This is a genomic window from Mangrovihabitans endophyticus (assembly GCF_014646155.1).
GTDB classification, from domain to species: domain Bacteria; phylum Actinomycetota; class Actinomycetes; order Mycobacteriales; family Micromonosporaceae; genus Actinoplanes; species Actinoplanes endophyticus.
Genome location: NZ_BMMX01000005.1, coordinates 124,339 through 146,535, shown reverse-complemented (window position 1 = coordinate 146,535; position 22,197 = coordinate 124,339). Strand labels below are relative to the sequence as shown.

Genomic DNA, 22,197 nt, shown 5'->3' with positions numbered 1-22,197 from the left:
CCTATCCGGCGCGGGTTGCCGTCCGGCTACGTCGCCGCCCGCCGGTGCCACGGCCGAGGGGGCGTCAGAGCGTCAGCGACACCAACGTGTCCCGGGGGAAGCCCGCCCCGGCCAGGTCCGCCGCGTCCAGCGCGCCGCAGTCCAGGCCGCGCAGCAGGAATCCGGCCAGGGCGCGGGCGGTCGCCGGCTCGTCCAGCACCCCGCCGGAACTCCGGTCCAGGTAGGCCCGCAGCCGGGTGAGCGCCGCCGGGCAACCGTCGGTGAAGAACCCGTACGTCGCGGCGTACCGGGTCGGCAACTGCGCCGGGTGCAGATCCCAGCCCTGGTAGAAGCCGCGTTCCAGGGAGCGGCGGACCAGCCGGTGGTGCAGCCGCCAGGCGCCGGCGACCTGCTCGTCGTCGCCGACCGGCAGCACGTTGGTGGAGCCGTCGGACAGCCGCACGCCGGTCTGCGCCGCGGCGGCCTGCATCACCGCCTTGGCGTAGTCGGCCACCGGGTGCTCCATCGACTGGTACGCCGCCGCGATGCCGGCCGCGGCGCTGTAGTCGTAGGTGCCGTAATGCAGGCCGGCGCATCGTCCCTGCGCGGCGGTGATCAGCCGGGCCGGGGTGGCCGCGCCGTCCGCGCCGAGCACCGCCGCGGGCAGCTCCACCTGGATCTCGAAGCGCAGCGTGCCGGCCGCCAGCCCGTACCCGCTCTCCAGCCGCTCGCACAGCGTGACCATCGCGGTGACCTGGTCGGCGCCGCTGACCTTGGGCAGGGTGATCAGGAAGGGGTCCTGGTAGGCCGACAGGAACAGGTCCAGGGTGCGCAGCGCACGGCGGCGGGTGGCCCGCTCCAGCGACTTGATCCGCAGCCCGGCGAACGGCGGGCGCGGTCCCTCGGCGAGCGTGGCCGCGGCGGCCCGGACCGCACGGTCCTCCTCGGCGTCGTCACGCACGCCGTACCCGTCCTCCAGGTCGATGCGCAGATCCTCGATCGGCTCGCGGGCCAGCTTGTCGCGCACCCGCTGCTCATGCCCGAACGGCCACGGCCGGGCGTCCATCGCCGCCAGCGCCTCCTCCCCGTACGCGCGAAAGCCACCGATCCGGTCCGCCGGCACATAGACGGTGTGCACCGGCTGCCGGCCGGGGCGTTCGCCCGGGTACCGGGCGGCCAGGAACGCGTCGTGCCCGGCCAGCAGGCCGTCCAGCCGGTCGTAGTCGTCCGGGGTGAGACGCATCAGTCGATCGCGTCGTACGCGGCCGTGGTGAGGAAGTCGGCAAAGTCGTCGGCGAGCGCCACCCGCTCGAAGAGTTTGCGTGCGTCGTCGAACCGCGCCTCCGCCCAGGCCTGCTCGCCGGCGGTCTCCCGGATCTTGGCCAGTTCCTCGTCCTCGATGCGGGTCACCAGGTCGGCGGTGATCGGCGTGCCGTCGTCCAGGCGCACGTCGTTGTGCAGCCACTGCCACACCTGGGAACGGGAGATCTCCGCGGTGGCCGCGTCCTCCATCAGGTTGAAGATGGCCACCGCGCCGTTGCCGCGCAGCCACGCCTCCAGGTACTGCAGTCCCACCGAGACGTTGGACCGCAGCCCGGCCTCGGTGACCGCGCCGCCGGTGGCCGCCACGTCCAGCAACTGCTCGGCGGTGACCGACACCTCGTCGCGGGTCACGTCCACCTGGTTGGGCCGCTCACCGAGCACCCGGTCGAAGATCTCCCGGCAGACCGGCACCAGGTCGGGGTGAGCCACCCAGGAGCCGTCGAAGCCGTCGCCGGCCTCGCGTTCCTTGTCCTCCCGCACCTTGGCCAGCGCCACCTCGTTGACCTGCGGATCCCGTCGGCTAGGGATGAACGCGGCCATGCCGCCCATGGCGAAGGCGCCGCGGCGGTGGCAGGTGGACACCAGCAGTTCGGTGTAGGCCCGCATGAACGGCGCGGTCATCGTCACCGCGGCACGGTCGGGCAGCACCATGCCCGGGTTGTCGCGGAAGTACTTGATGATGCTGAACAGGTAGTCCCACCGCCCGGCGTTCAGCCCGGACATGTGCGGGCGCAGCGCGTACAGGATCTCGTCCATCTCGAACGCGGCCGGGATGGTCTCGATGAGCACGGTGGCCCGGATCGTGCCGACCGGGATGCCCAGCGTCTCCTGCGCGTACGTGAAGACGTCGTTCCACAACTCCGCTTCCCGGTACGACTCCATCTTCGGCAGGTAGAAGTACGGGCCGCTGCCGCGGGCCAGCAACTCGGCGGCGTTGTGGAAGAAATACAGTCCGAAGTCGACGAGCGCGCCGACGGCCGGTTCGCCGTCCACCGGCAGGTGCCGCTCGTCCAGGTGCCAGCCGCGGGGCCGCATCACGATCGTCGGATAGGGGCCGCCGCCCAGCTCGTACGTCTTGGCCGGGGTTTCCAGGCGCACCGTACGCCGGATCGCGTCGTGCAGGTTCTGCTGCCCGTCCACCACGTTCGCCCAGTGCGGGGTGTTCGCGTCCTCCAGGTCGGCCAGCCACACCTTGGCGCCGGAGTTCAGCGCGTTGATGGTCATCTTCCGCTCGGTGGGACCGGTGATCTCGACCCGGCGGTCGGTCAGGTCGGCGGGCGCGGGCGGCACCGTCCAGTCCCCGTCGCGGATGTGTGCGGTCTCCGGCCGGAAGCCCAGCGACGCACCGGCGGCGATCTCGGCACGCCGGGCGGCACGCTGCGCGAGCAACTCATTGCGTCGCGGCCGGAACCGGCGGTTCAGGTCGGTGACGAAGGCGACGGCTTGCTCGGACAGGATCTCGGTCACGGCGGCTCCCTCCACGCGGGCACTGCCCTCACCGTATCGACCGGCGCGATCCGGCGCGCGCGCACGGGACGTCAGACGGCCGTGGCCGCCGCCATGCGGGGGATGCGGCGGGCCACGGCCGCCTTCTCACCAGGGGCGGGGAGGTGGAAGCTGGTGCCCGCGCCGGTGTCAAATGGAACACCACGGAATCGGTCATAAGATGTTCAACGCGTGGAAACGGTCGCGTCTGGCACCGATCCGGCCGCGGCGATCGCCCGTTCCGCCTCCTCGATCGCCGGGGAGATCGACATCCGGTAGATCGGCATGGCGGCGGCCGTGGTCACGATCGCGACGATCACCAGCATCGAGAACAGTTCCTCGGAGACGATCCCGTAGCCGAGCCCGACGTTGATGAAGATCAGGATCATCAGGCCGCGGGCGTTCATGAGCCCGCCCGCCGCCGACGCGTACCGCCAGGACAGCCCCTGGACGCGGGCGGTCAGGGCACAGCCGAGGTACTTGCCCCCGGTGCCCGCGAGAAGGATCAGGACCAGCGGTGGCACCAGCGCCCAGTGGCCGATCCCGCCCAGCTTGGTGTTCAGCCCCGAGTAGGCGAAGAACACCGGCAGCAGCAGGATCGCGTTGAAGTCCATCAGCTTCTCGGTCAGCACCCGCCGCAGCACCGGCGACTGCGGAATCGCCAGCCCCGCGATGAACCCGCCGAACACCGAATAGATGCCGATCGCGTCGGTGAAGCAGCCCGCCGCGGTCACCAGCCCGATGACCAGCGCGATGCCGTCCCGCCCGACCGCCCCCTCCCGGTCGGCCCGGTCACCCAGCACCCGCAGCAACCGCCGCCCCACTGTCAGCATGAGAACCGCGAACACGACCGTGCCCGCCATCGTGAGCAGCGCGTGCCCGGAGCCCGCGCCGGTCGCGAACGCCCCGATCAGTGCGAGCAGGATCCACGCCGCAGCGTCATCGATGGACGCGGCCACCAACGTCAGCAGGCCTAGCGAGGTGTTCTCGATGCCGCGCTCCTGCAGGATCCGGGCCAGCATCGGGAATGCGGTGATCGACAGGGCACCGCCCACGAACAGCAGGAACAGCCAGCGGCCGGTCCCGGGAACGGCCAGGCGGTCGTACACCAGGGCCGCGACCGCCCCGCCGAGCAGCAGCGTCGGCACTATCCCGGACGTGGCCAGCAGGCCCGCGCGGCGCATCGCGCCACGCGTGAAGAACCCGTGGTCGAGGGCCACACCGACCAGGAACATGTAAAACGTCAGGCCGATCGTGCTGAGCACGTAGAGCACGCTCTTGACCGATGGCGCGAACAGATAGGTCTGCACGCCGGGTGCGAACGCGCCGAGCAGCGACGGCCCGAGCAGGACGCCGGCGACCATCTCGCCGACGACCCGGGGTTGGCCCACGCGCCGGGCCAGGCGCCCGCAGACGGTGGTGGCGACGACGATCACCACGAGGGCGAGCATCACCTTGACCGCGAGGTCGACATTGGCGGTCACGGCGCTACTCCCCCACCGGCTCGGCCACGGCCTCATTGTCGAACCAGCGCATAAGCACCGCGCCGGCGGTCATCCCGCCTCCGACGCTCACCAGTAGAACCCAATCGCCTCGCCGGAGCGGGCGGTTTTCGGCCGTCTCCGCGAGGGTGATCGGAATGGAGGCGGACGCGGTATTGCCGAAATGAGTTGAGGACAGCGGAACCTTATCCATGGGAATGGCGAGCCGGGCGGCGCAGCCTTCGATCATGCGATCATTGGCCTGGTGGAAGACCACGCGTTCGAGGTCGGCCACGGTGATGCCGTTCTCCTTGAGCAACGGTTCGACGATATCGGGCAGGACCTGCATCGCGTATTCGCGCACCGCGAACCCGTTCATCCTGAAGTAATGGTCCCCGTCTGCCCGGGCACGGTCGTCGAGCGGTCGTCGGGTGCCGCCGGCCACGACCTCAATGAGGTGGGCGTATTCGCCGTCGGTAACCAGACGGCTGCCGACGATGCCGTAACCGTCGGGGACGGACCCCAGGACGACGGCTCCCGCGCCGTCGCCGAACAGACTGGCCGTACGCCGCTCGGTTGGATCGATGATGGTGGAGTATTTGTCGGCGCCGACGACGAGGGCGATCTGGCCGGCCATCGAGGTCCGCAACAGGGCGTCGCCGACGCTGAGAGCGTAGAGGAAGCCTGAGCACACGGCGTTGATGTCGAACGCCGGGATTCCGCTGAGACCCAGCTTGGCCTGCAGGACGGCCGCGGTCGCCGGCTGCGGCTGGTCCGGGGTGGAGGTGGCGACCACGATGACGGCGGGATCGCCTGCTACGGCCCGTAGGCTCTCCCGGGATGCGGCCACGGCAAGGTCGGAGGTGCTCTGGTGGGGTTCGCCGTACCTGCGTTCCCGTATCCCGGTGCGGTCGACGATCCACTCCGGGGAGACGCTGGTGTGTCCGGCTATCTCGTCGTTGCTGACCACGCGGGACGGCAGGTAGCTGCCGATACCGAGGACGCCAATTCCCACCAGAGCACTCCGATCTGCCGGCTGATCAACCGGCGGCGTGACGTATACGCAGGAAGTTGAGGATGACGGCGCGCATGACGACGTCGCCGTGCTGGTTGAGAACCTCGACGCGCGTGTGCACCAAGCCGCGGTCGGGTTTGGACCGGGAGGGCCGGGCCTGTTCCACCGTGGCTCGCACGGAGAGCTTGTCGCCGGGACGGACCGGAGCGAGCCAGCGCAGCTCATCGATTCCGGGGCCGCCCAGGCTCGCCACCCGGGACAGGTAGTGATCGGCGTACATACGCATCATCAGGCCGCAGGTGTGCCAGCCACTCGCGACAATGCCTCCGAAAGGACCGTCGGCCGCGGCGCCGGGGTCGACGTGAAATGGTTGCGGGTCGAATTCCTGAGCGAAGGAGACGATGCGTTCCTCGGTCACCTCGGCAATGCCGAAATCGTGCACGTCGCCGACCTGGTAATCCTCGAAATACCGATCGTCGATGGGGTGGTTGAACGTCACCGCACTACTCCTTTTGCCATCGGATACCGCAAACGGTAGGGATGGTACACGATGACAAAAAATCGCACGTCATGTCTATTCTGGCGTCAAAACGACCTTTCCCATGAGGCGTCCGCTCGCCATCGAACGGAAGGCGGCCTGTGCTTGGTTTACCGGAATGGTTACGAACGGCAGCGGCACCAGCTTCCCATCGGCCAGCAGAACCGCGAGTTCGTCGTTGAGGTCCCGGATCATGGAACGGCAGACCCGTACGAGCAGCATCATGTCGATGCTGTGCAGGCTGATGTTCCGGCGGAAGGGGAACAGCCCGAGCGCGGCATCCGCGTAGATGTCGCGCTTGCCCAGCTCCAGGAACCGCCCCTGTATGGCCAGCGCCTCCAGCCCGGCACGCCACGCCTGGCCAGGCAGCGAGTTGAGCACGACGTCCACGCCGTGGCCGTCGGTCGCCGTTCGGACCCCGTCGCCGAAGTCCAGTGCGCGAGAGTTCCACACCGCGGCGACGCCCTGCTCGTGCAGATGCCGCCGCTTCTCCTCGGTGCCGGCGGTGGCGAAAACGCGGGCCCCGCGAAGGCGTGCTACCTGCACCGCCGCGCCGCCGACGCCACCGGTCGCTGAATGGATCAATACACTCTCGCCGGGCGACAGGTGGGCGCAGCGGACCAGGGAATACCAGGCGGTGAGAAACGCGACCGGCAGCGTCGCTGCCTCGGTGAACCCCATCGCGTCGGGGATCCGCATCGTCAGCTCCGCCGCGACCGTGACGTGCCCGGCGAGGCAGCCGTCGCCGACCACGGCGACCCGGTCGCCGGGCCGCAGTCCGTCCACCGCCTCACCGACCCGTTCGACAACGCCGGCGCAGTCCATCCCGAGGGCAGGCGGCGCACCCGACTCGACCGGGTAGAGGCCAAACGCCACCAGCACGTCGGCAAAATTGAGGCCTGCGGCGGCCACGCGTACCTCGACCTCGCCGGCACCCGGATCGCGTCGGACCTGCGGAACCAGGCCGAGGGTGCGCAGCTCCCCGGGGGTGCCGACCTGAAGAGCGGTGCCGGGGTTCACCGAGCGCCGCCCGCGAAGAAGCCGATCAGCAGTGGGCTGACCAGATCGGGTGGCTCGACGAATCCGAAGTGCCCGCGATCGGCGATCACGTGATGGACCCCGTGCCGCACCGCGGCGGCGACGTCCGCACCACCGTCCGGCGGCATGATCACGTCATGGGCGAAGGAGACGACCAGCGTCGGGCAGACCACGGCGCTCGGATCCTTGAGACCGCCGTAGTCGGCAGTGGCCTCGAACTGAGCGGCCGGGCCCTCTCCCTGTGGCGCGAGGTGTCGCAATCCCATGAGCCACTCCTCCACAAAGGTGGCGTCGGTAAGGCTTCCCGGAGCGAACAGCAGCGGCAGCGACATCACGGCCGGGAAGAGCCGGCCACCCGGGCCGTGCCGTAGGTCCTCGGCTTGGCCCCGTGCGAGAGCGGTACGGAAGGCGTCCGGCGCCCCCCGCGTGCCGAGCAACGCCAGCGTGGCCACCAGTTCCGGCCGGGTGGCGGCGAGTTCCTGGGCCACCAGTGCACCCAGCGACGCACCGACAACCCGGCACCCCCGCAGGTCCAGGGTCTCGATGAGCACGGCCGCGTCGGCGCTCAGCGTGGCCACGTCGCAGGGCTCACCGGAACCCGTCGTTGGTGGCATGCCGCGCTGGTCGTACGTCACTACCTGGTAGCCGGCACCGACCAGAGCCGGCACCTGGTAGCGGTACCAGATCGTCGCCCGGGAACCCGCGGGCGCGATGAGCAGGACGGGCGGCCCGCTACCGTTGCGTTTGTAGGCGAGCCGCGCTCCGTTGCTCTCGACCCGAGTGGACCCGAACTCAGCCCGCGGCACGCGCCTGTTCGCTCTCCGTGGGCGCCGGGTCGAAGAACCGCTGCTCGATCTGGTCGATGGTGTTCAGATCGCCGGGACCGATGCTCAACCGATCGACCCGCTTGCCGCTGGCCTGCTCGATCATGACGATGAGTTCCATCACCTGCAATGAGCTCAGCACGCCGCTTTCGAACAGGTCCTGGTCGCGGTCGATCGGCGCGGCGCCTTTCGGAGCGCCGCTCTGCACCAGAAGCCAGTCCGCGATCTCTTGAACTCCGCCACTCATGGGGTTCTCCTTTCCGGTTGTTGTACGGGAAGTCACGCCGGACGTCCGCGCCTGATGCCGAGTTCGGGTTTGGTGACGAGATAGAGACCGGTCGCCTTGTCGTGCAGATCGCTCGGATCGATGCGCAGGGAGGCCAGGCTCGACGCCCCGCGCGGAGCGGTGGCGTTGACCCGGTCGACCGCGCGCTGCGCCTCGGCGAGCAGCCCGGTCATCGGCGTGGTACCACCGGGACTGGACGCATCCCTCAGATCGCTGAAGCCGGCCACGATCTCGACGAACGCGGCCTTCGACGGATCCGCCGAGTCGGACTGTTCGCGAACCATCCGCTGCGCCAGCCAGAAGTAGCTGTCCTTGCCCTTGTATTGCTCGTAGACACCGGAGACCAGGACGAGTAGCCGGGCGTAGGCGTTGCGGTAGAGCGTCTCGTAGAACGCGGTCGCTTCGGCCGGTTCCACCTCGCCGCGGTCCTCGGCCAGGATGGCGGTGGCGGCCAACATTCCGCTGTACAAAGCCAGGTGTACCCCGGTGGCCAGCAACGGGTCGAGGAAGCAGGCCGCGTCACCGACGAAGTAGTAGCCGTCACCGCAGAACCGGTCCGCGACGTACGAGTAGTCCTGGTCGACGCGGGCCTTCCCGCAGAAGCTGCCCTCCGACAGCAGGCCGCGGACCGACTCCGACTCGTTCACGATCGACAGCAACATCTCCTCCAGGGAGGAGTGCGCCGGACGGCGCTCGACGAGGTTTGTCTTATGGGTGACGAAACCGACGCTGTAGCGGTCCTTGCGCAGGGGAATGACCCAGTACCACCCGTCGGGATGCGAGATGACGTCGAGACCACCCGACGGTGTGCCCGGCAACAGAGAACCGCCCTGCCAGTAGCCCCACAAAGCCACGTTCCGGAAGATCTCGTGATGTCGGCGCAGACCGAAGTGCTGCTGCGAAAGCACGCCGGCCCGCCCGGACGCGTCGATGACGACGTCGAACTCGCTGCGATGGGTCTCGCCGCTGGCGCCGTCGACCCATGTCGCGGCGTACGGCCGCCCGTCGTCGCCGAAATGCACCTCGCGGACCGTCGCGTTCTGGCGGACGTCGACACCGGTCTCCGCGGCATGGTCGAGCAGGATGGCGTCGAAGTCCTCCCTTTCCACCTGCCACGAGGCCACATTGGACCCGAACAGGGCCTGCCAGTCGATGGCCCAGTCCTCTTCCTGGCCCCAGCGCAGCAGCGCGCCGGTCTTGTCCGGGAAGCCCTGGGCGTCGACCTTGGCTACCGCTCCGCTCAACTCCAGCACTACGCGGCAAGCCGAGGCGAGCGACTCTCCGACCTTGTACCGGGGGAAGGTCTCCCGCTCGAGAAGTTGCACCTGTTGCCCGTGTTTCGCGAGCAACGCCGCCGCGGTGGAACCCCCCGGGCCCCCGCCGATCACCAGCACTCGTTTGGCCATGTAAGCCTCCGTCTCTTGCGATCTCCGACTCTGCGGGCACGATGCGCGCCGCCCTCAAGGCAGCACGGAAAACCGCCTTCGGGCGGCGCGGCAAATGGGAAACGGTGCACCGCAAGAGAGGCGGATCACCGTGGGAGAATCCGAGATCAACAATGACTACGGATCTTCGTGACGACGGTAATGCTAGCTCCGAGCTGTCCGCAATGTCTAGCCTCAAAAATCATGATCATCAATTTCTGTCATGACCTGCGAATTTGTGCCGCGCTGTTGGAATTTGACCTCGACGCCGGTATAAATCGATGGTGATCAGGGTCGACGAGTAAGCAGGAAGATCAACCATGGGGGTGTACGAGAATGCCAGATGAACCCGGAGTTGCGCTCGTCACAGGAGCTTCTCGCGGCATTGGCCGTGCGTTGGCACTCCGCCTGGCCCGCGAGGGATACTCGATCGCCGGCTGCTCTCGCAGCGACTCGGCGGAAGCCGACGAACTCGCGAGCAGGCTAGCCGACCAGGGCGTAAAGTACCAGCTCAGCCAATGCGACGTACGCGATCGAACGGCCGTCGAGCAGTGGGTTCAGCGCACCGAAGACGAACTCGGGCCGATCATCGCAGTGGTCAACAACGCCGCCCTCACCCGTAACGGACCGGCCGCGATGATGTCCCCCGAATCCTGGTCGGCGGTTATCGAAACAAACCTCACGGGATCCTTCAACGTTTGCCAATCCGCTACATTCGCAATGATGCGGCGCCGCCGCGGTGCCATCGTCAACATCTCGTCAATCGTCGGCATCGACGGCTTTTTGACGATGAGTAACTACGCGGCCAGCAAAGCCGGAATCATCGGAATGAGCAGGTCGCTGGCCATCGAATTAGCCCGATACGGAATTCGCGTGAACGTCGTCGCACCCGGTATTACTTCAACGAACATGATGGAGGAAATTCCGGCTTCCAAGCGGGCGGAGCGCCTGACCCGCATCCCCTTGGGACGATTCGGCACCCCGGAGGACATCGCAGAGGCGGCGGCCTTCCTCCTGTCCGACCGTGCCGGCTGGATCACCGGCCAGGTGCTGAGGGTCGACGGCGGAGGCACGCTCTGAACCTCTACGCCGAGGCGCTGGGTGCCGCCGCCCGGTCACCGTATCGGCGAGATCGCCGCCGGCCTTTTTCGATCTCACGGACGCGGTCGGATGGTCGCCGTCCCCGGATCCTCCTCCGCCGAAATAGAGCCGGTTATCAGGAATTTTCGGGATGTCAGTTCGCGGCCTTCAACGGTCCGGATCGCTGAACCTTTTCACCGTGGCGAGGCACATCGCCGAGCCCGTTGACGTCATGGCCGGAATAGAGAGGCCAAAAGACTGCGGACCGTACCGCCACACACGCTCAGCGTCACCCACCGTCGGCCGGCTCGGCGGATGACGGCGGGTCCTCAGCGTGTCGCCGCCATCAGCCGGCGGTGTGCGCGCCCCGCCGCCCGCGTCAGTTCCGCCGCGTCCGCATGCACCAGCGCCCCGCCCTCGACCACCGGCCGGCCGCCGACCAGCGCCAGCTCCACCGGCGCCGGCGGGCCGAACACCAACGCCGCCACCGGATCGTCGATCCCGTCGTGGCCCAGCCCGTCGAGCCGCCACATCACCAGGTCCGCCAGTTTGCCCGGTTCCAGGGAACCGATGTGGTCCGCGCGGCCCAGGCAGCGCGCCCCGCCCATGGTGCCCAGCCGCAGCGCGGTCCGGGCGTCCATCGCGCCGGGGCCACCGCGGGTGCGCGCGGTGTAGAGCGCCTGCCGCAACTCCGCGCCCAGGTGCGACGCCTCCTGCGAGGCGGCGCCGTCCACGCCCAGCCCCACCGGCACGCCCGCGCGCAACAGTTCCGGCACCCGGGCCGCGCCCGCGCCCAGGCGGGCGTTCGAGCTCGGGCAGTGCGCCACGCCCGTACCGGTGGCGCCCAGCCGCGCGATGGCCGCGTCGTCCAGGTGCACGCCGTGCGCCAGCCACACGTCCGCGCCGAGCCAGCCGAGCCGTTCGGCGTACTCGACCGGAGTGCACCCGAAGCGCTGCGCGCAGAAATCGTCCTCGTCGTCGGTCTCCGCCAGGTGCGTGTGCAGCCGCACGCCCTTGCGGCGGGCCAGCTCGGCCGCCTCGCTCATCAGCCGGCCGGTCACCGAGAACGGCGAGCAGGGCGCCACCGCGATCTGCAGCATCGACTCCGGCGACGGGTCGTGCCAGCGGTCGATGGCCGCCTCGGTGGCGGCCAGCGCCGCGTCGGTGTCCTCCACCACGCTGTCCGGCGGCAGGCCACCGTCCGCCTGGCCCAGGTCCATCGACCCGCGGGTCGGATGGAAACGCAGGCCCAGCCGCCGGGCCGCGGCGATCTCCGCCTCCAGCACGTCACCGCCGTCGCGCGGGAACACGTAGTGATGGTCCATCGTGGTGGTGCACCCGGACAGCGCCAGCCAGCCCAGCCCGGCACCGGCCGCCGCCCCGACCGTCTCGGCATCCAGCCGGGCCCAGATCGGGTACAGCGTGGTGAGCCAGCCGAACAGCGTCTCGTCCAGCGCCAACCCCCGGGTGGCCCACTGATAGAGATGGTGATGAGTGTTCACCAGCCCCGGCGTGACCAGGCAACCGGTGCCGTCGACGCGGCGCACCTCGCCCGCGGGCTCGTCGGCGCGGCCCGCCCCGACCGAGACAATCCGGCCGTCGTCGCCGACCACCACGTGCCCGTCGGCGTGTTCGGTGCCGGCCGCGTCCACGCAGGCGATCGCGACGTTCTCGACGACGATCACCGGTACCACTCCGCGTCCGCCGGCGGCACGTCGTCGCGGGTCACGGTTCCTTCGATCAGCCCGTACGGGCGATCACCGGCGATGAACACCTCGTTGTCGTTGGCCAGCCCGAACGGGCTCAGGTCCACCAGGTAGTGATGCTTGTTCGGCAACGCCAGCCGGATCTCCGCGATCTCCGGGCGGGTCTCCAGCACCCGGCTGCCCATGGAGAACAGCGTCTGCTGCAGCGAGTGGCTGTACGTACGCACGAACGCCGTCGTCATGGCCTCCACCGCGCCGGCGAACGACGCCGCCCAGCCGGCGTCCGCGGATCGGTGCCGCCAGCGGGCGTCCACCGCGGTGGCCAGGATCCGGTCGGTGGTCTCCGGCAGCGTCGTGTACCTGTCGCGCGGGAAGCCGTGAAACTCCGACGCCGTGGTGTTCAACAGCACCAGGCCGGACACCCCGGAGACCACCTGCGCCGCGTTCGCGGTCACCGTCACCGTCGCGGTACGCGTGCACGCCCCGTCCCGCCGGAACGAGTGCGGGCCCAGGCGGCTCCACCCGTACGACTCCAGGGCCACCCGCGCGGCGGACACCTGCGGCTGCGTGGTCACGAAGTGGCGCGCCAGCAGCAGCCCGAACTCCTCCGGCTCCGCCACGCCGTGCTCCTTGGCGAACGCGTAGACCGTGTTCTTCATCGTGTCGGTCGGCAGCACACCCGCGTTGTCCCCGGTCAGGTGCGTGGCCGCCAGGTCACCGGAGAGCGCCACGCTGACGTTCAGGTCGGCCAGCGTGTGCGTGTCGCCGTCGCGCACCACACGCACCAGGCGGGTCTCCGCCTTGCCGTACCGGTTCGGCCCGAGCACGATCGCCACGTCAGCTCCCTCGATAGGTGGTGTAGCCGTACCGGCTCAACAACAACGGCACGTGATAGTGCCGCTCCGCGTCGTGCACATGGAAGGCGATGGTGATCTCCGGGAAGAACGCGTCACCGCCCAGATAGGGCTCCACGTAGAACACCAGCCGGTATCCGCCCGCCTGCCAATCGCGGACCGGCACCCGGTGCCGCAACCGGCCGTCGGCGTCCGTGTGCCCCTCCGCGAGCGTCCGCCAGCCGTCGGTGTCGTGCCGCTCCAGCCGCACATACACGTCCCGGGCGGGCTCGCCGAGCGCGGTGTCCAGGATGTGTGTGGAGATCCGGGTGTAGAAGTCCGGATCGGTGCCGTCATCCGAGGGCATCCAGCAGCCTCTCCAACCGCAGCCGCGCGATCTTGCGGAGCTCCTCCGCGACTTCCGCGCGCTCGGTCTGCTCGTCGTTGCCCAGCCGGCGCCGGGCCTCGCCCAGAATCTCCTCGGGCCCCTTTCCGGTGGCGAAGATCAGAAAGACGTGCCCGAAGCGTTCCTCGTACGCCCAGTTGGCCCGCACCAGCGCGGTGGTCAGCGCCTCGTCCCCGGTGCGGGCGGCCTCCTGCTCCCGCCGCGACCAGGCGGCCTCGGCGCCCGCGCCGCCGGGTCGCTCCCCGATGCGCGGATGCGCGGACATCGCGGTGCGCACGTCGTCCCAGTTCAAGGCGGCCGAGGCGGCATCGCCGGCGGACAGCACGGCGGCCACGTCCGGGTACGGGCGGCGGGCGGCCACGGCGGCGCCCCACGCGGGCGCGGCGCAGCAGGCCCGCAGATCGGCCGCGAGCCGGTCGGCGGGCAGAGCGTTGAACGCCTCCACCGCACTCATGGTCACCACCACCTCCCGCGCGATCGGTCGTCGGGTCGTGATCAGTCAAGCAGGCGACGGCCGCACCGTGCAGTCCCCCGGCGGGGAATTAACACCCCGATCATCACCGGCCCGCCCCGGATGACGCATCCGGGTGTTGCGCCACACTGTGCGCATGTTGCTCGCGCCCGACGACCTGCCCAGGCTGCCCGTGCGCGCCGCGCTCGCCGACGTGGACGCCGCCCTGCGCGACGCCGGCGCCGCCGTGCTCGTGGCACCGCCCGGCACGGGCAAGACCACCCTCGTGCCGCTCGCTCTGGCCGCCGACGGCACCCGCGTGGTGGTCGCCGAGCCACGCCGGGTCGCGGCGCGGGCCGCCGCCCGCCGGATGGCCGATCTGCTCGGCGAGGCGGTCGGCGGCCGGATCGGGTACACCGTGCGCGGCGACCGCCGGGTCGGGCGGGACACGCTCGTCGAGGTGGTGACCACCGGCGTGCTCGTGCGGCGGCTGCAACGAGACCCGGAACTCGCCGGTACGTCCGCGGTGATTCTCGACGAATGTCACGAACGTCATCTGGACTCGGACCTGACGCTCGCCTTCCTGGTCGAGGTGCGCGCCACGCTGCGACCGGATCTGCGGGTGCTGGCCACGTCGGCCACCGCGGACACACCCCGGCTCGCGCAGGTGCTCGGCGAGGACGGCAAGGCCGCCCCGGTGCTGCGAGCGGAGGCCGAGACGTACCCGATCGACGTACGGTGGACGCCACCGGCCGGAGCCGTCGCGCCGCCGCACGGCCTGCGGGTGGATCCCCGGCTCCTCGATCATGTGGCGGTCACCATCCGGCGGGCGTTGGCCGACGGTCCCGGCGACGTGCTGGCGTTCCTGCCCGGCGCCCGGGAGATCGAGACCGTGGCCGGGCGGCTGCGGGACGCGGACGCGGACGTGGTGCGCCTGCACGGCCGTCAGTCCGCCTCCGCTCAGGACGCGGCGCTGCGAGCCGGCCCGCGACGACGGGTGGTGCTGGCGACCGCGGTGGCCGAGAGCAGCCTGACCGTGCCCGGCGTCCGCGCGGTGGTGGACGCCGGGCTGAGCCGGGTCCCCCGCCGCGACCATGCCCGCGGCCTCGGCGCCCTGGTCACCGTGCCGGTGTCGCGGGCCGCCGCACGCCAGCGCGCCGGCCGGGCGGGCCGGGAGGCACCCGGCCGGGTGTACCGGTGCTGGTCCGCGGCGCAGCACGCCCGCCTGCCCGCACAGCCGGAACCGGAGATCGCGGTGGCCGATCTGACCGGCTTCGCGCTGGACCTGGCGTTGTGGGGGCACCCGGACGGCGCCGGTCTGCGGCTGCCGGACGCGCCGCCCGAGGGGCCGTTGCGCGCCGCCCGGGAGATCCTGCGCGATCTGGGCGCGTTGCGGGCCGACGGTGCGGTGACCGCGCGGGGGCGCGCGCTGGCCGGCGCCGGCCTGCACCCCCGCCTGGCACGCGCGCTCTCCGACGCGGCAGGGGTGGTGGGCGCCCGGCGTGCCGCCGAGATCGTCGCCCTGCTCGACGACCCGGGCGGGGGCGGCGACGACCTGGTGGCGGCGTTGCGGGCGGCCCGCCGGGAGAACCCGCCGGCCTGGCGCGCCGAGGTGCGCCGGCTGACCGGTCACGCCGCGGACGCCGCGACGCACCAGCCGGATGGAGCCGCACCGGACTTGAGCGACGACCGGGTCACCGGGCTGGTGGTGGCTCTCGCGTACCCGGAACGGGTCGCCCGGGTGCGCGACGGCGGCGGACGCACCTACCTGATGGCCGGCGGGACCGCCGCCGAGCTGTCCGGTGGCAGCGCGCTGACCGGGTCCGCGTGGCTGGCCATCGCCGACGCCGACCGGGCGCCCGGAGCGCGTACCGCCCGGATCCGCTGGGCCGCCCCGCTGGACGAGGGCACCGCGCGCGAGGCCGCCGGAGCGTTGCTGACCAGCGAGACTCAGGTCGGCTGGATCGACGGTGACGTGGTGGCCCGCACGGTGCAGCGCCTCGGCGCCCTCGACCTCGCGCAGCAGCGGCTGGACGATCCGGATCCGGCCGCGGTGACCGCGGCGTTGCAGGACGGGCTGCGGCGTGCCGGGCTCGGCCTGCTGGCGTGGTCGCGGGAGGCGTCCGAGCTGCGTGAGCGGCTGGCGTTCGCGCACGCCGCGCTCGGCGATCCCTGGCCGCCCGTCGACGACGCGGCCCTGCTGGCCGCCGCCGACCAGTGGCTCGGCCGGGCACGGCGACGCGCCGACCTGGCCCGCATCGACATGGCGGCGGCCCTGCGCGGCCTGCTCCCGTGGCAGGCCGCAGCCCGGCTGGACGAGGTGGCGCCGGAGCGCATGCGGGTGCCCAGCGGTTCCCGGATCCGCGTGTCGTACGCCGATCCGCAGGCGCCCGTGCTGGCCGTGAAGCTGCAGGAGGTGTTCGGCTGGACGGATGCGCCCCGGGTGGCGGACGGCACGGTGCCGGTGCTGCTGCACCTGCTGTCTCCGGCCGGGCGGCCGGTGGCGGTCACCCGGGATCTGGCGTCCTTCTGGTCCGGCGGGTACGCGCAGGTCCGCGCCGAGATGCGGGGGCGCTATCCGCGGCATCCCTGGCCGGAGGATCCGACGGCTGCGGCGCCCACCCGGCGGGCCAATCCCCGGGCGCGGTGATCGGGCACGCCCCCTCAGCCTCCTAGGAGGCTAGGTGGACAGCGGGCTAGGTGGACACCCGGCGACGGCGTTGCGCCGGGGTCACCGGCAGCGCCGCCAGCCGCATCGGCGGCCCGAAGAGATATCCCTGTCCCAGCCGGCACCCCAGATCGGCCAGCGCATCCGCGCGTTCCGGCGTCTCGATCCCCTCGGCCACCACCGCCACGTTCAGATCCCGGCAGATCGCCAGCACCGAACGGCACAGCGCGGCGGCCTGATGCGGCGCCACGTCCACGTCGGTCAGCGTCGCGTCCAGCTTCACGATGTCCACCGGCAGCGAATGCAACTGGGCCAGCGCGTTGAAGCCGCTGCCGAAGTCGTCCAGCGCCATCCGCACGCCGGACGCGCGCAACCGGTTCGCCGCCTGCGCCGCGCGTGCCAGGTCGGGGATGCGCCGCGTCTCGGTGATCTCGATGACCAGCCGGGACGGCCGGACCCCGTGCCGGTGCAGCGCCCGGCTGATCGACCCCTCCAGCCCCTGCGGGCCGAGCCGGGAGGCCGACACGTTGACGTGCACGTCGATCGGCCGCCCGTACGCGTCGGCCAGCGTGGCCGCGTCGGCGCACGCACGGTCCAGCACGAAGTCGTCGATCGCGGTGACCAGCCCGATGCGTTCGGCCACCGTCACGAACACATCCGGATCGATCGGCCCGTGCACCGGATCGGTCCAGCGCGCCAGCGCCTCCACCGCCACCGTGCCACCGTCGGAGAACCGCACGATCGGCTGGTAGACCACCTCGAATCCGGCGTCGGCCGGCGCACCGGACAGCGCCCGTGCCAGCAGATGCGGAAGGTCCGCATGCGGACCGCCGTCCGCGCCACCGGCGTACGCGACGAGGGTCCCCTTGCCGCGGCGCTTGCCGGCATACATCGCCGCGTCCGCCCGGCGCAGCAGCGCGTCCGCCGCCGCGACCGCATCGGTGGTCGCGGGCGCGCCGGCCGAACCGGTGGTGACCATCCCGATGCTGGCACCGGCCGCGACGGCGTGCCCGTCCAACTGGACCGGTTCGCGCAGCGCGGCCAGGATGCACCGCCCGATCCGCTCGGCGTCCGCGGTCCGGTCCTCGATCAGCACCGCGAACTCGTCGCCGCTGAGCCGGGCGACCAGATCCTCCGGCGGCACGCAGTCCAGCAGCCGCCGCGCCACCTCCCGCAGCAGCCGGTCGCCGGTGGCATGCCCGAAGCTGTCGTTGATCAGCTTGAAGTCGTCCAGATCGGCGAACAGCAGCGCCGTCGGCCGGGGCGCCGGAGCGTCCAGCGCGCGGATCAGCCGTTCCCGGAACAGCGTGCGGTTGGCCAGCCCGGTGAGCGGGTCGTGGTACGCCTGATGCTGCAGTCGCCGCTGCCCCTCCGAGACCCGACCGAGCAGCATCGTGTTGTCCACAATGGTGAACATCTGCCGGGCCACCACCAGGCCCAGGCCCAGCCAGCCCAGATAGACCTCGAACGGGGTGAGCTGACCGCCGGTGGCGGTACGCGCGGCGATCACCACACCCGAGGCGATCACCGGCACGTACGGCAGGAGCAGATGCGGCCACGCCGGGCCCTCCCGCACGATGTGCGTCGCGTCGGAGTCCGGCGGCGGTTGCAGGGCTGCCAGGGCCAGCAGCAGGGGGCCGAGCAACCAGCCGGCGACGGCCGCCGGGGGCAGGACCTGCCCGCCGGAGTGCACCGCCCGCAACACGTCGGACACCCCGAACGCGATCATCCCGGCGGCGGCCAGCCACACCGGCGCACCGCCGTGGCGCACGGCCGGCCGGGTGGCCAGCAGCAGCGCGGCCATGGTGGCCAGGAACAGGTCGGCAAGCGGGTACACGGCCACGATCACCGATGCCACCGGGTCGGCGCCGATGCGGTCGAACCATCCACGCGGCAACGCCGTCCAGGCCACGGCCAGCAGCGAACCGGCCACCAGCACACTGTCGATCGGCAGCACCACATCATCGCGACGGGTGGCGAGGACGCCGTGCCGGGGCACCGCCGCAGCCGTGATCAGCAGCGCGAACAGCACGCAGGCCGGCAGCACCAGAAACCCGACGTCGGGGACCGCCGCCGCGGCCGGACGACCCGGATCGACGGCGTCCCGCACGAGCCACCAGACGCGGATCAGCGACCAGCCAGCCAGGCCGACGGCCAGCGCCAGTCGCCAGCGCCGGGGCGGCCCGGTGCGCCGCCGGGCCCGGGCCGCGCAGACACCCGCGGCGGCCAGCCCGCACACGGCCTGTGCCGCGTCGGCGGCGGTCTGCCGAGCCGCACCCGCCGGCACCGCGGTCTGCAGGATCGACACCGTCGCGACGGTGAGCACCGCCACGACCGGTAAACGCACTGTGAACAGTCGTGCCGTCGTCATCACCACCTGCAACCGAGCGCGGCCCGCCAGCCGCGAACCGGAGTAACGTACCGCAGCCGTCGGTCACGGCACGTGGTTGCTCAGTCCGTTGTCAGATCCGCGACGATGACCGTGACGTTGTCCGGGCCGCCCGCTTGCAGCGCCAGTTCCAGCAACCGCTCGGCGCACGCCTGCGGATCCTGGACGGCGAGCATCTCCGCCTCGATGGTCTCGGTCGGCACCACCGTGGTCAGGCCGTCGCTGCACAGCAGCCAGCGGTCCCCCGGCTCGGGCTCCACGATCACGTACGCCGGGCTGACCGGCTCACCCTGCAATGCCTGGGTCACCACCGCGCGGCGGGGGTGGTTGCCCGCCTCCTCCGGCCGGATCAGTCCCTGATCCACCAGCATCTGCACATACGTGTCGTCCTTGGTCAACTGGTTCAGCCGGCCGGCCCGCAGCAGATAGGCCCGGGAGTCACCCACGTGGGCCAGCGCCGCACGGTCGGCGGAGAAGATCACCGCGGTCAGCGTGGTGCCCATGCCCTGCAGCGCCGCGTCGCCGGCCACCGTCTCGGCGATCCGCCCGTTGGCCGCTTCGAGAGCCTTGTGCAGGGCGTCCATCTGGTGCTCGTTGTCGATCGCCATGTCCAGCGAGGTGATGGCGTCGACGGCGAGGCGGCTCGCCACGTCCCCGGCCGCCATTCCGCCCATCCCGTCGGCGACGACGAGCAGCCGCTCACCCGCATAGTAGGCGTCCTGATTGTTGCTGCGGACGTGTCCGGTGTCGGTGACGGCCGCCCACCGAAGATGCAAGGTCATGGCGTGCAGCCTGCCAGGTCGCGTCCAGCATGTCTGCACGCGGTGGGCGGCGCGCCGCAAATGCGCGGTGGTATCGACGGCCCGCGCCCGCCGCGCCGGGCGCTCATTCGGGCCGCAAAGGCCGCCCCAAGCAGCGCGGATCCACCGGACCCGCGTGCCGCGTCGGGGCCACCCAGCCGAGGGCGGATTCCTCAACGTGCCAACCTCGCACGGACACCATGCTCTCCAGCGGGGGTTCCGGCTCCGGGCACAGTGTCTTGGACCGGACGTCGTCGTTGTCCAGGAACGTGACCTCGCCGCCGGCCAGCAGCACCGTGGTCGCGGTGTCGTCCACGGCGATCAACTGCCCGCGGACCACCTCGACCGGACCGTCCGGCGGCCCGGTCTCGATGGCGCTGTCCGGCAGCACCGGCGCACGCAGGAAGACCACGCCGATGGCGAACGGCGCGATGAACGCCGCGCCCACGGCCGGCCAATGGGTGGCGAACCGGGCCGCCCAGGCCGGAACCGGGCCGGTGAGCAGCGGGCCCAGCAGCGGCGGCACCCCCAGCAGCAGCGCGGTGCTCGTCTCACCGGCGGACACCGCCGCCACGATGCCCGGCCCGACGAAGATCAGCACAAGCAGGCCGACCAGCACCGGCACCACCACGGTGATCCAGAGCATCAGCCAACGGGCGGTGTGGAAGCGCTGCACCGCGGTCAATCCCATGATCGACACGAGCAGCATCATCAGGGTCGGCAGCAGCCGCAACTGCCAGGTGAAGCCGGCCAGCATGACGGCCAGCAGCACCACCCAGTCCGGCATCCGCAGCGCGGTCACCGCCAGCATCGACCGGCCCGCCTGCTCCGGCGCGCTGACCAGCAGGATGCCGCCGAGCACCCGCAGCACCAGGATGAAGGCCGGGGCGGCGGACAGCAGGGTGATGAACAACGCGCTGATCATGCCGAGCGGGCTGATGTAGCGCACCAGCAACAGCATGGTCGGCAGATCCTGCCGGCTCAGGTACCACAGCCGCAGCACCAGCAGCGCCAGCGGGAAGGCCGGCAGCACGGTCAGCAGCCAGTTCAACTGCGCCCGGCGGCGCCGCGGCGCGATGCCACCGCCCTTGATGATCAGCTCGGTCACGGGAGGTTGTCCTCCCAGGGCTGCTCGCGCACCTTCGGCTTGGCCACGTCCGGCTGCTGCGCGACCGCGATCGGGGTGCCCTTGTTGGCCGGCGCCTCGGACTGCAGGTTCTCCTGGTACGCCTGCTCCCACCGGTCGTCCGCGGGGTCCACCAACGAGCGGTACAGGGTGAGGTCGACGAGCGTCTTCAGCGCCTCGTTCTCGCCCACGTTCACCCCCCACGCCTCGGTGGTGTCCAGGCCCAGATCCCAGTGCGCGAAGGCGTCCGGATCCCGCGCCTTGTATCCGGCCAGGATGGCGGCGTCGGTGGACACCGCGTCGACCCGCTTCGCCCGCAGGTCGTCGATGCACTCGTGCATCAGGTTCCGGCGGTGCACGATGGCGCCGGCCCGCATCGGGGCCGTCTCGCTGGTCGCCGTGGACAGCGTGCACACGTCCTGGCCGCGCAGGTCCTCCAGGGCGGACACCGCCGTGTGGTCCGGGCGGGTCAGCACCGACTGCTCGGTGTAGAGGTACGGCGCGGAGAACGTCACGCCGGCCATGTCCTCCCGGTCGGTGGTGATGCTGTAGCTGGCGATCACCAGTTTCACCGGCACCCGGTTGCCGTCCGCGTCGGTGGCCTGCATCCGGGCGCGGTCCTCGCTCTCCATGCCGTAGAAGCGGATCTCGTCCCGCCGGAAGCCGAGATCCTCGGCGATCATGTAGGCGATCTGAATGTCGAAACCGGCCCAGTGGCCGTCGGGGTAGCGATAGGCGACGCCCGGCTGGTCGTCCTTCACTCCGATGGGGAGCACCGGCCAGGTGTCCACGCCGGACTGGGCGCGCAGCTCGGCCACCGAGGGCGGACCGCCGACCAGCAGCCGGACCGTCGCCAGGGACAGCGCGAGCACCAGTGCCAGGCCCAGCGCGCCGAGGCGCACCGCGGCGATGTCCAGCCGACGCGGCGGTTCCGGGTCCAGACGCGACGGCTCCAGATGCGACGGCTCCAGACGGGGCGGTTCCAGACGGGGCGGTTCCGGGCGCGACGGTGTGGTGTCCGCGGTCTCCCGATCGGCGACCTCCCGCTCCCGGATGTCCCGGTCATGGATGTCCCGGTCAGCGATGTCCTCGGGCGACGACGCCGAGCGGCGGCGCACCGGCCAGGGCCGGCGCCGCGTCAAACCGTCCGAGCCCGCGTTCGGGTTCATGCCGGACAACATCCCTCCCCTTGCGCGTACGGCCCCCATGGTGCCCGGCAATCGGCGAATGTGGTGTCCGATGACCGACCAACCGGCCGTGTCCGACGAGTCAGGACAGTCTCCGCCGACCGGGGGGCGCGGTGCCGCAGACACGCGAAGGCGGGCCCGGCACCTGCCGGGCCCGC

General features: G+C 71.2%; 19 protein-coding genes. 2 read left to right on the top strand and 17 right to left on the bottom strand.

Annotated features, from left to right (window positions below):
* Positions 1–64 precede the first annotated feature (64 nt).
* The 9 genes from IEY73_RS09620 to IEY73_RS09580 all read right to left on the bottom strand — a co-directional run bounded on the left by IEY73_RS09620 (position 65) and on the right by IEY73_RS09580 (position 9,375).
* The gene (locus IEY73_RS09620; RefSeq protein ID WP_189078773.1) at positions 65–1,222 is read right to left on the bottom strand and encodes a DUF6986 family protein; all 1,158 of its coding nucleotides are present in this window, start codon (positions 1,220–1,222) and stop codon (positions 65–67) included.
* Complete coding sequence (aceB, locus tag IEY73_RS09615; RefSeq protein WP_189078772.1) at positions 1,222–2,769, bottom strand: malate synthase A; 1,548 nt, start codon at positions 2,767–2,769, stop codon at positions 1,222–1,224. The genes IEY73_RS09620 and aceB overlap by 1 nt, the downstream gene beginning before the upstream one ends.
* Before the next feature lie 203 nt (positions 2,770–2,972).
* Entirely contained in the window at positions 2,973–4,271 is a 1,299-nt protein-coding gene (locus IEY73_RS09610; protein ID WP_189078771.1) for a cation:proton antiporter domain-containing protein, read from the bottom strand.
* Positions 4,272–4,275: 4 nt separating this feature from the next.
* A complete protein-coding gene (locus IEY73_RS09605) occupies positions 4,276–5,283 on the bottom strand; it encodes a 3-oxoacyl-ACP synthase III family protein (RefSeq protein WP_189078770.1) in 1,008 nt (335 codons plus the stop codon).
* Between the two features lie 25 nt (positions 5,284–5,308).
* Positions 5,309–5,782: a MaoC family dehydratase gene (locus IEY73_RS09600; protein ID WP_189078769.1), complete on the bottom strand. Its 474-nt coding sequence runs from the start codon at positions 5,780–5,782 to the stop codon at positions 5,309–5,311.
* 75 nt (positions 5,783–5,857) lie between these two features.
* A complete protein-coding gene (locus tag IEY73_RS09595) occupies positions 5,858–6,841 on the bottom strand; it encodes a zinc-binding dehydrogenase (RefSeq protein ID WP_189078768.1) in 984 nt (327 codons plus the stop codon).
* A complete protein-coding gene (locus IEY73_RS09590; RefSeq protein ID WP_189078767.1) occupies positions 6,838–7,665 on the bottom strand; it encodes an alpha/beta fold hydrolase in 828 nt (275 codons plus the stop codon). Before IEY73_RS09590 ends, IEY73_RS09595 begins: the two co-directional genes overlap by 4 nt.
* Positions 7,652–7,930, bottom strand: a complete 279-nt coding sequence (locus IEY73_RS09585; RefSeq protein WP_189078766.1) for an acyl carrier protein — start codon at positions 7,928–7,930, stop codon at positions 7,652–7,654. The genes IEY73_RS09590 and IEY73_RS09585 overlap by 14 nt, the downstream gene beginning before the upstream one ends.
* A gap of 32 nt (positions 7,931–7,962) precedes the next feature.
* Positions 7,963–9,375, bottom strand: coding sequence for an NAD(P)/FAD-dependent oxidoreductase (locus IEY73_RS09580; protein WP_189078765.1), 1,413 nt, complete (start codon positions 9,373–9,375; stop codon positions 7,963–7,965).
* 354 nt (positions 9,376–9,729) lie between these two features.
* Between IEY73_RS09580 and fabG the strand changes: the two genes are divergently transcribed.
* A complete protein-coding gene (gene fabG, locus IEY73_RS09575; protein ID WP_189078764.1) occupies positions 9,730–10,473 on the top strand; it encodes a 3-oxoacyl-ACP reductase FabG in 744 nt (247 codons plus the stop codon).
* Between the two features lie 329 nt (positions 10,474–10,802).
* On the opposite strand, the gene IEY73_RS09570 is transcribed toward fabG, so the two are convergent.
* Genes IEY73_RS09570 through uraD form a run of 4 tightly spaced genes read right to left on the bottom strand, consistent with a single transcriptional unit; the run spans position 10,803 to position 13,872 of the window.
* Entirely contained in the window at positions 10,803–12,158 is a 1,356-nt protein-coding gene (locus IEY73_RS09570) for an 8-oxoguanine deaminase (RefSeq protein ID WP_189078763.1), read from the bottom strand.
* The gene (pucL, locus tag IEY73_RS09565) at positions 12,155–13,015 is read right to left on the bottom strand and encodes a factor-independent urate hydroxylase (protein WP_189078762.1); all 861 of its coding nucleotides are present in this window, start codon (positions 13,013–13,015) and stop codon (positions 12,155–12,157) included. Before pucL ends, IEY73_RS09570 begins: the two co-directional genes overlap by 4 nt.
* A gap of 1 nt (position 13,016) precedes the next feature.
* A complete protein-coding gene (gene uraH / locus IEY73_RS09560) occupies positions 13,017–13,379 on the bottom strand; it encodes a hydroxyisourate hydrolase (protein WP_189078761.1) in 363 nt (120 codons plus the stop codon).
* Entirely contained in the window at positions 13,366–13,872 is a 507-nt protein-coding gene (gene uraD, locus IEY73_RS09555; RefSeq protein WP_189078854.1) for a 2-oxo-4-hydroxy-4-carboxy-5-ureidoimidazoline decarboxylase, read from the bottom strand. Before uraD ends, uraH begins: the two co-directional genes overlap by 14 nt.
* A gap of 154 nt (positions 13,873–14,026) precedes the next feature.
* On the opposite strand from uraD, the gene hrpB reads away from it, so the two are divergent.
* Positions 14,027–16,519: an ATP-dependent helicase HrpB gene (gene hrpB / locus IEY73_RS09550; protein ID WP_189078760.1), complete on the top strand. Its 2,493-nt coding sequence runs from the start codon at positions 14,027–14,029 to the stop codon at positions 16,517–16,519.
* A 46-nt stretch (positions 16,520–16,565) separates the two neighbouring features.
* Here the strand turns inward: hrpB and IEY73_RS09545 are convergent, their stop codons facing one another.
* From IEY73_RS09545 to IEY73_RS09530, 4 genes are all read right to left on the bottom strand, one after another.
* Entirely contained in the window at positions 16,566–18,884 is a 2,319-nt protein-coding gene (locus IEY73_RS09545) for a putative bifunctional diguanylate cyclase/phosphodiesterase (protein WP_229715700.1), read from the bottom strand.
* Positions 18,885–18,988: 104 nt separating this feature from the next.
* Positions 18,989–19,708 carry a PP2C family protein-serine/threonine phosphatase gene (locus IEY73_RS09540; RefSeq protein WP_189078758.1) on the bottom strand — a complete coding sequence of 240 codons (720 nt, stop codon included), beginning with the start codon at positions 19,706–19,708 and terminating at the stop codon, positions 18,989–18,991.
* 103 nt (positions 19,709–19,811) lie between these two features.
* Positions 19,812–20,834, bottom strand: a complete 1,023-nt coding sequence (locus IEY73_RS09535; protein ID WP_189078757.1) for a hypothetical protein — start codon at positions 20,832–20,834, stop codon at positions 19,812–19,814.
* Positions 20,831–22,021 (bottom strand): transporter substrate-binding domain-containing protein, encoded by a 1,191-nt coding sequence (locus IEY73_RS09530; RefSeq protein WP_189078756.1) that lies wholly within the window; start codon positions 22,019–22,021, stop codon positions 20,831–20,833. Before IEY73_RS09530 ends, IEY73_RS09535 begins: the two co-directional genes overlap by 4 nt.
* Between the last annotated feature and the right edge of the window lie 176 nt (positions 22,022–22,197).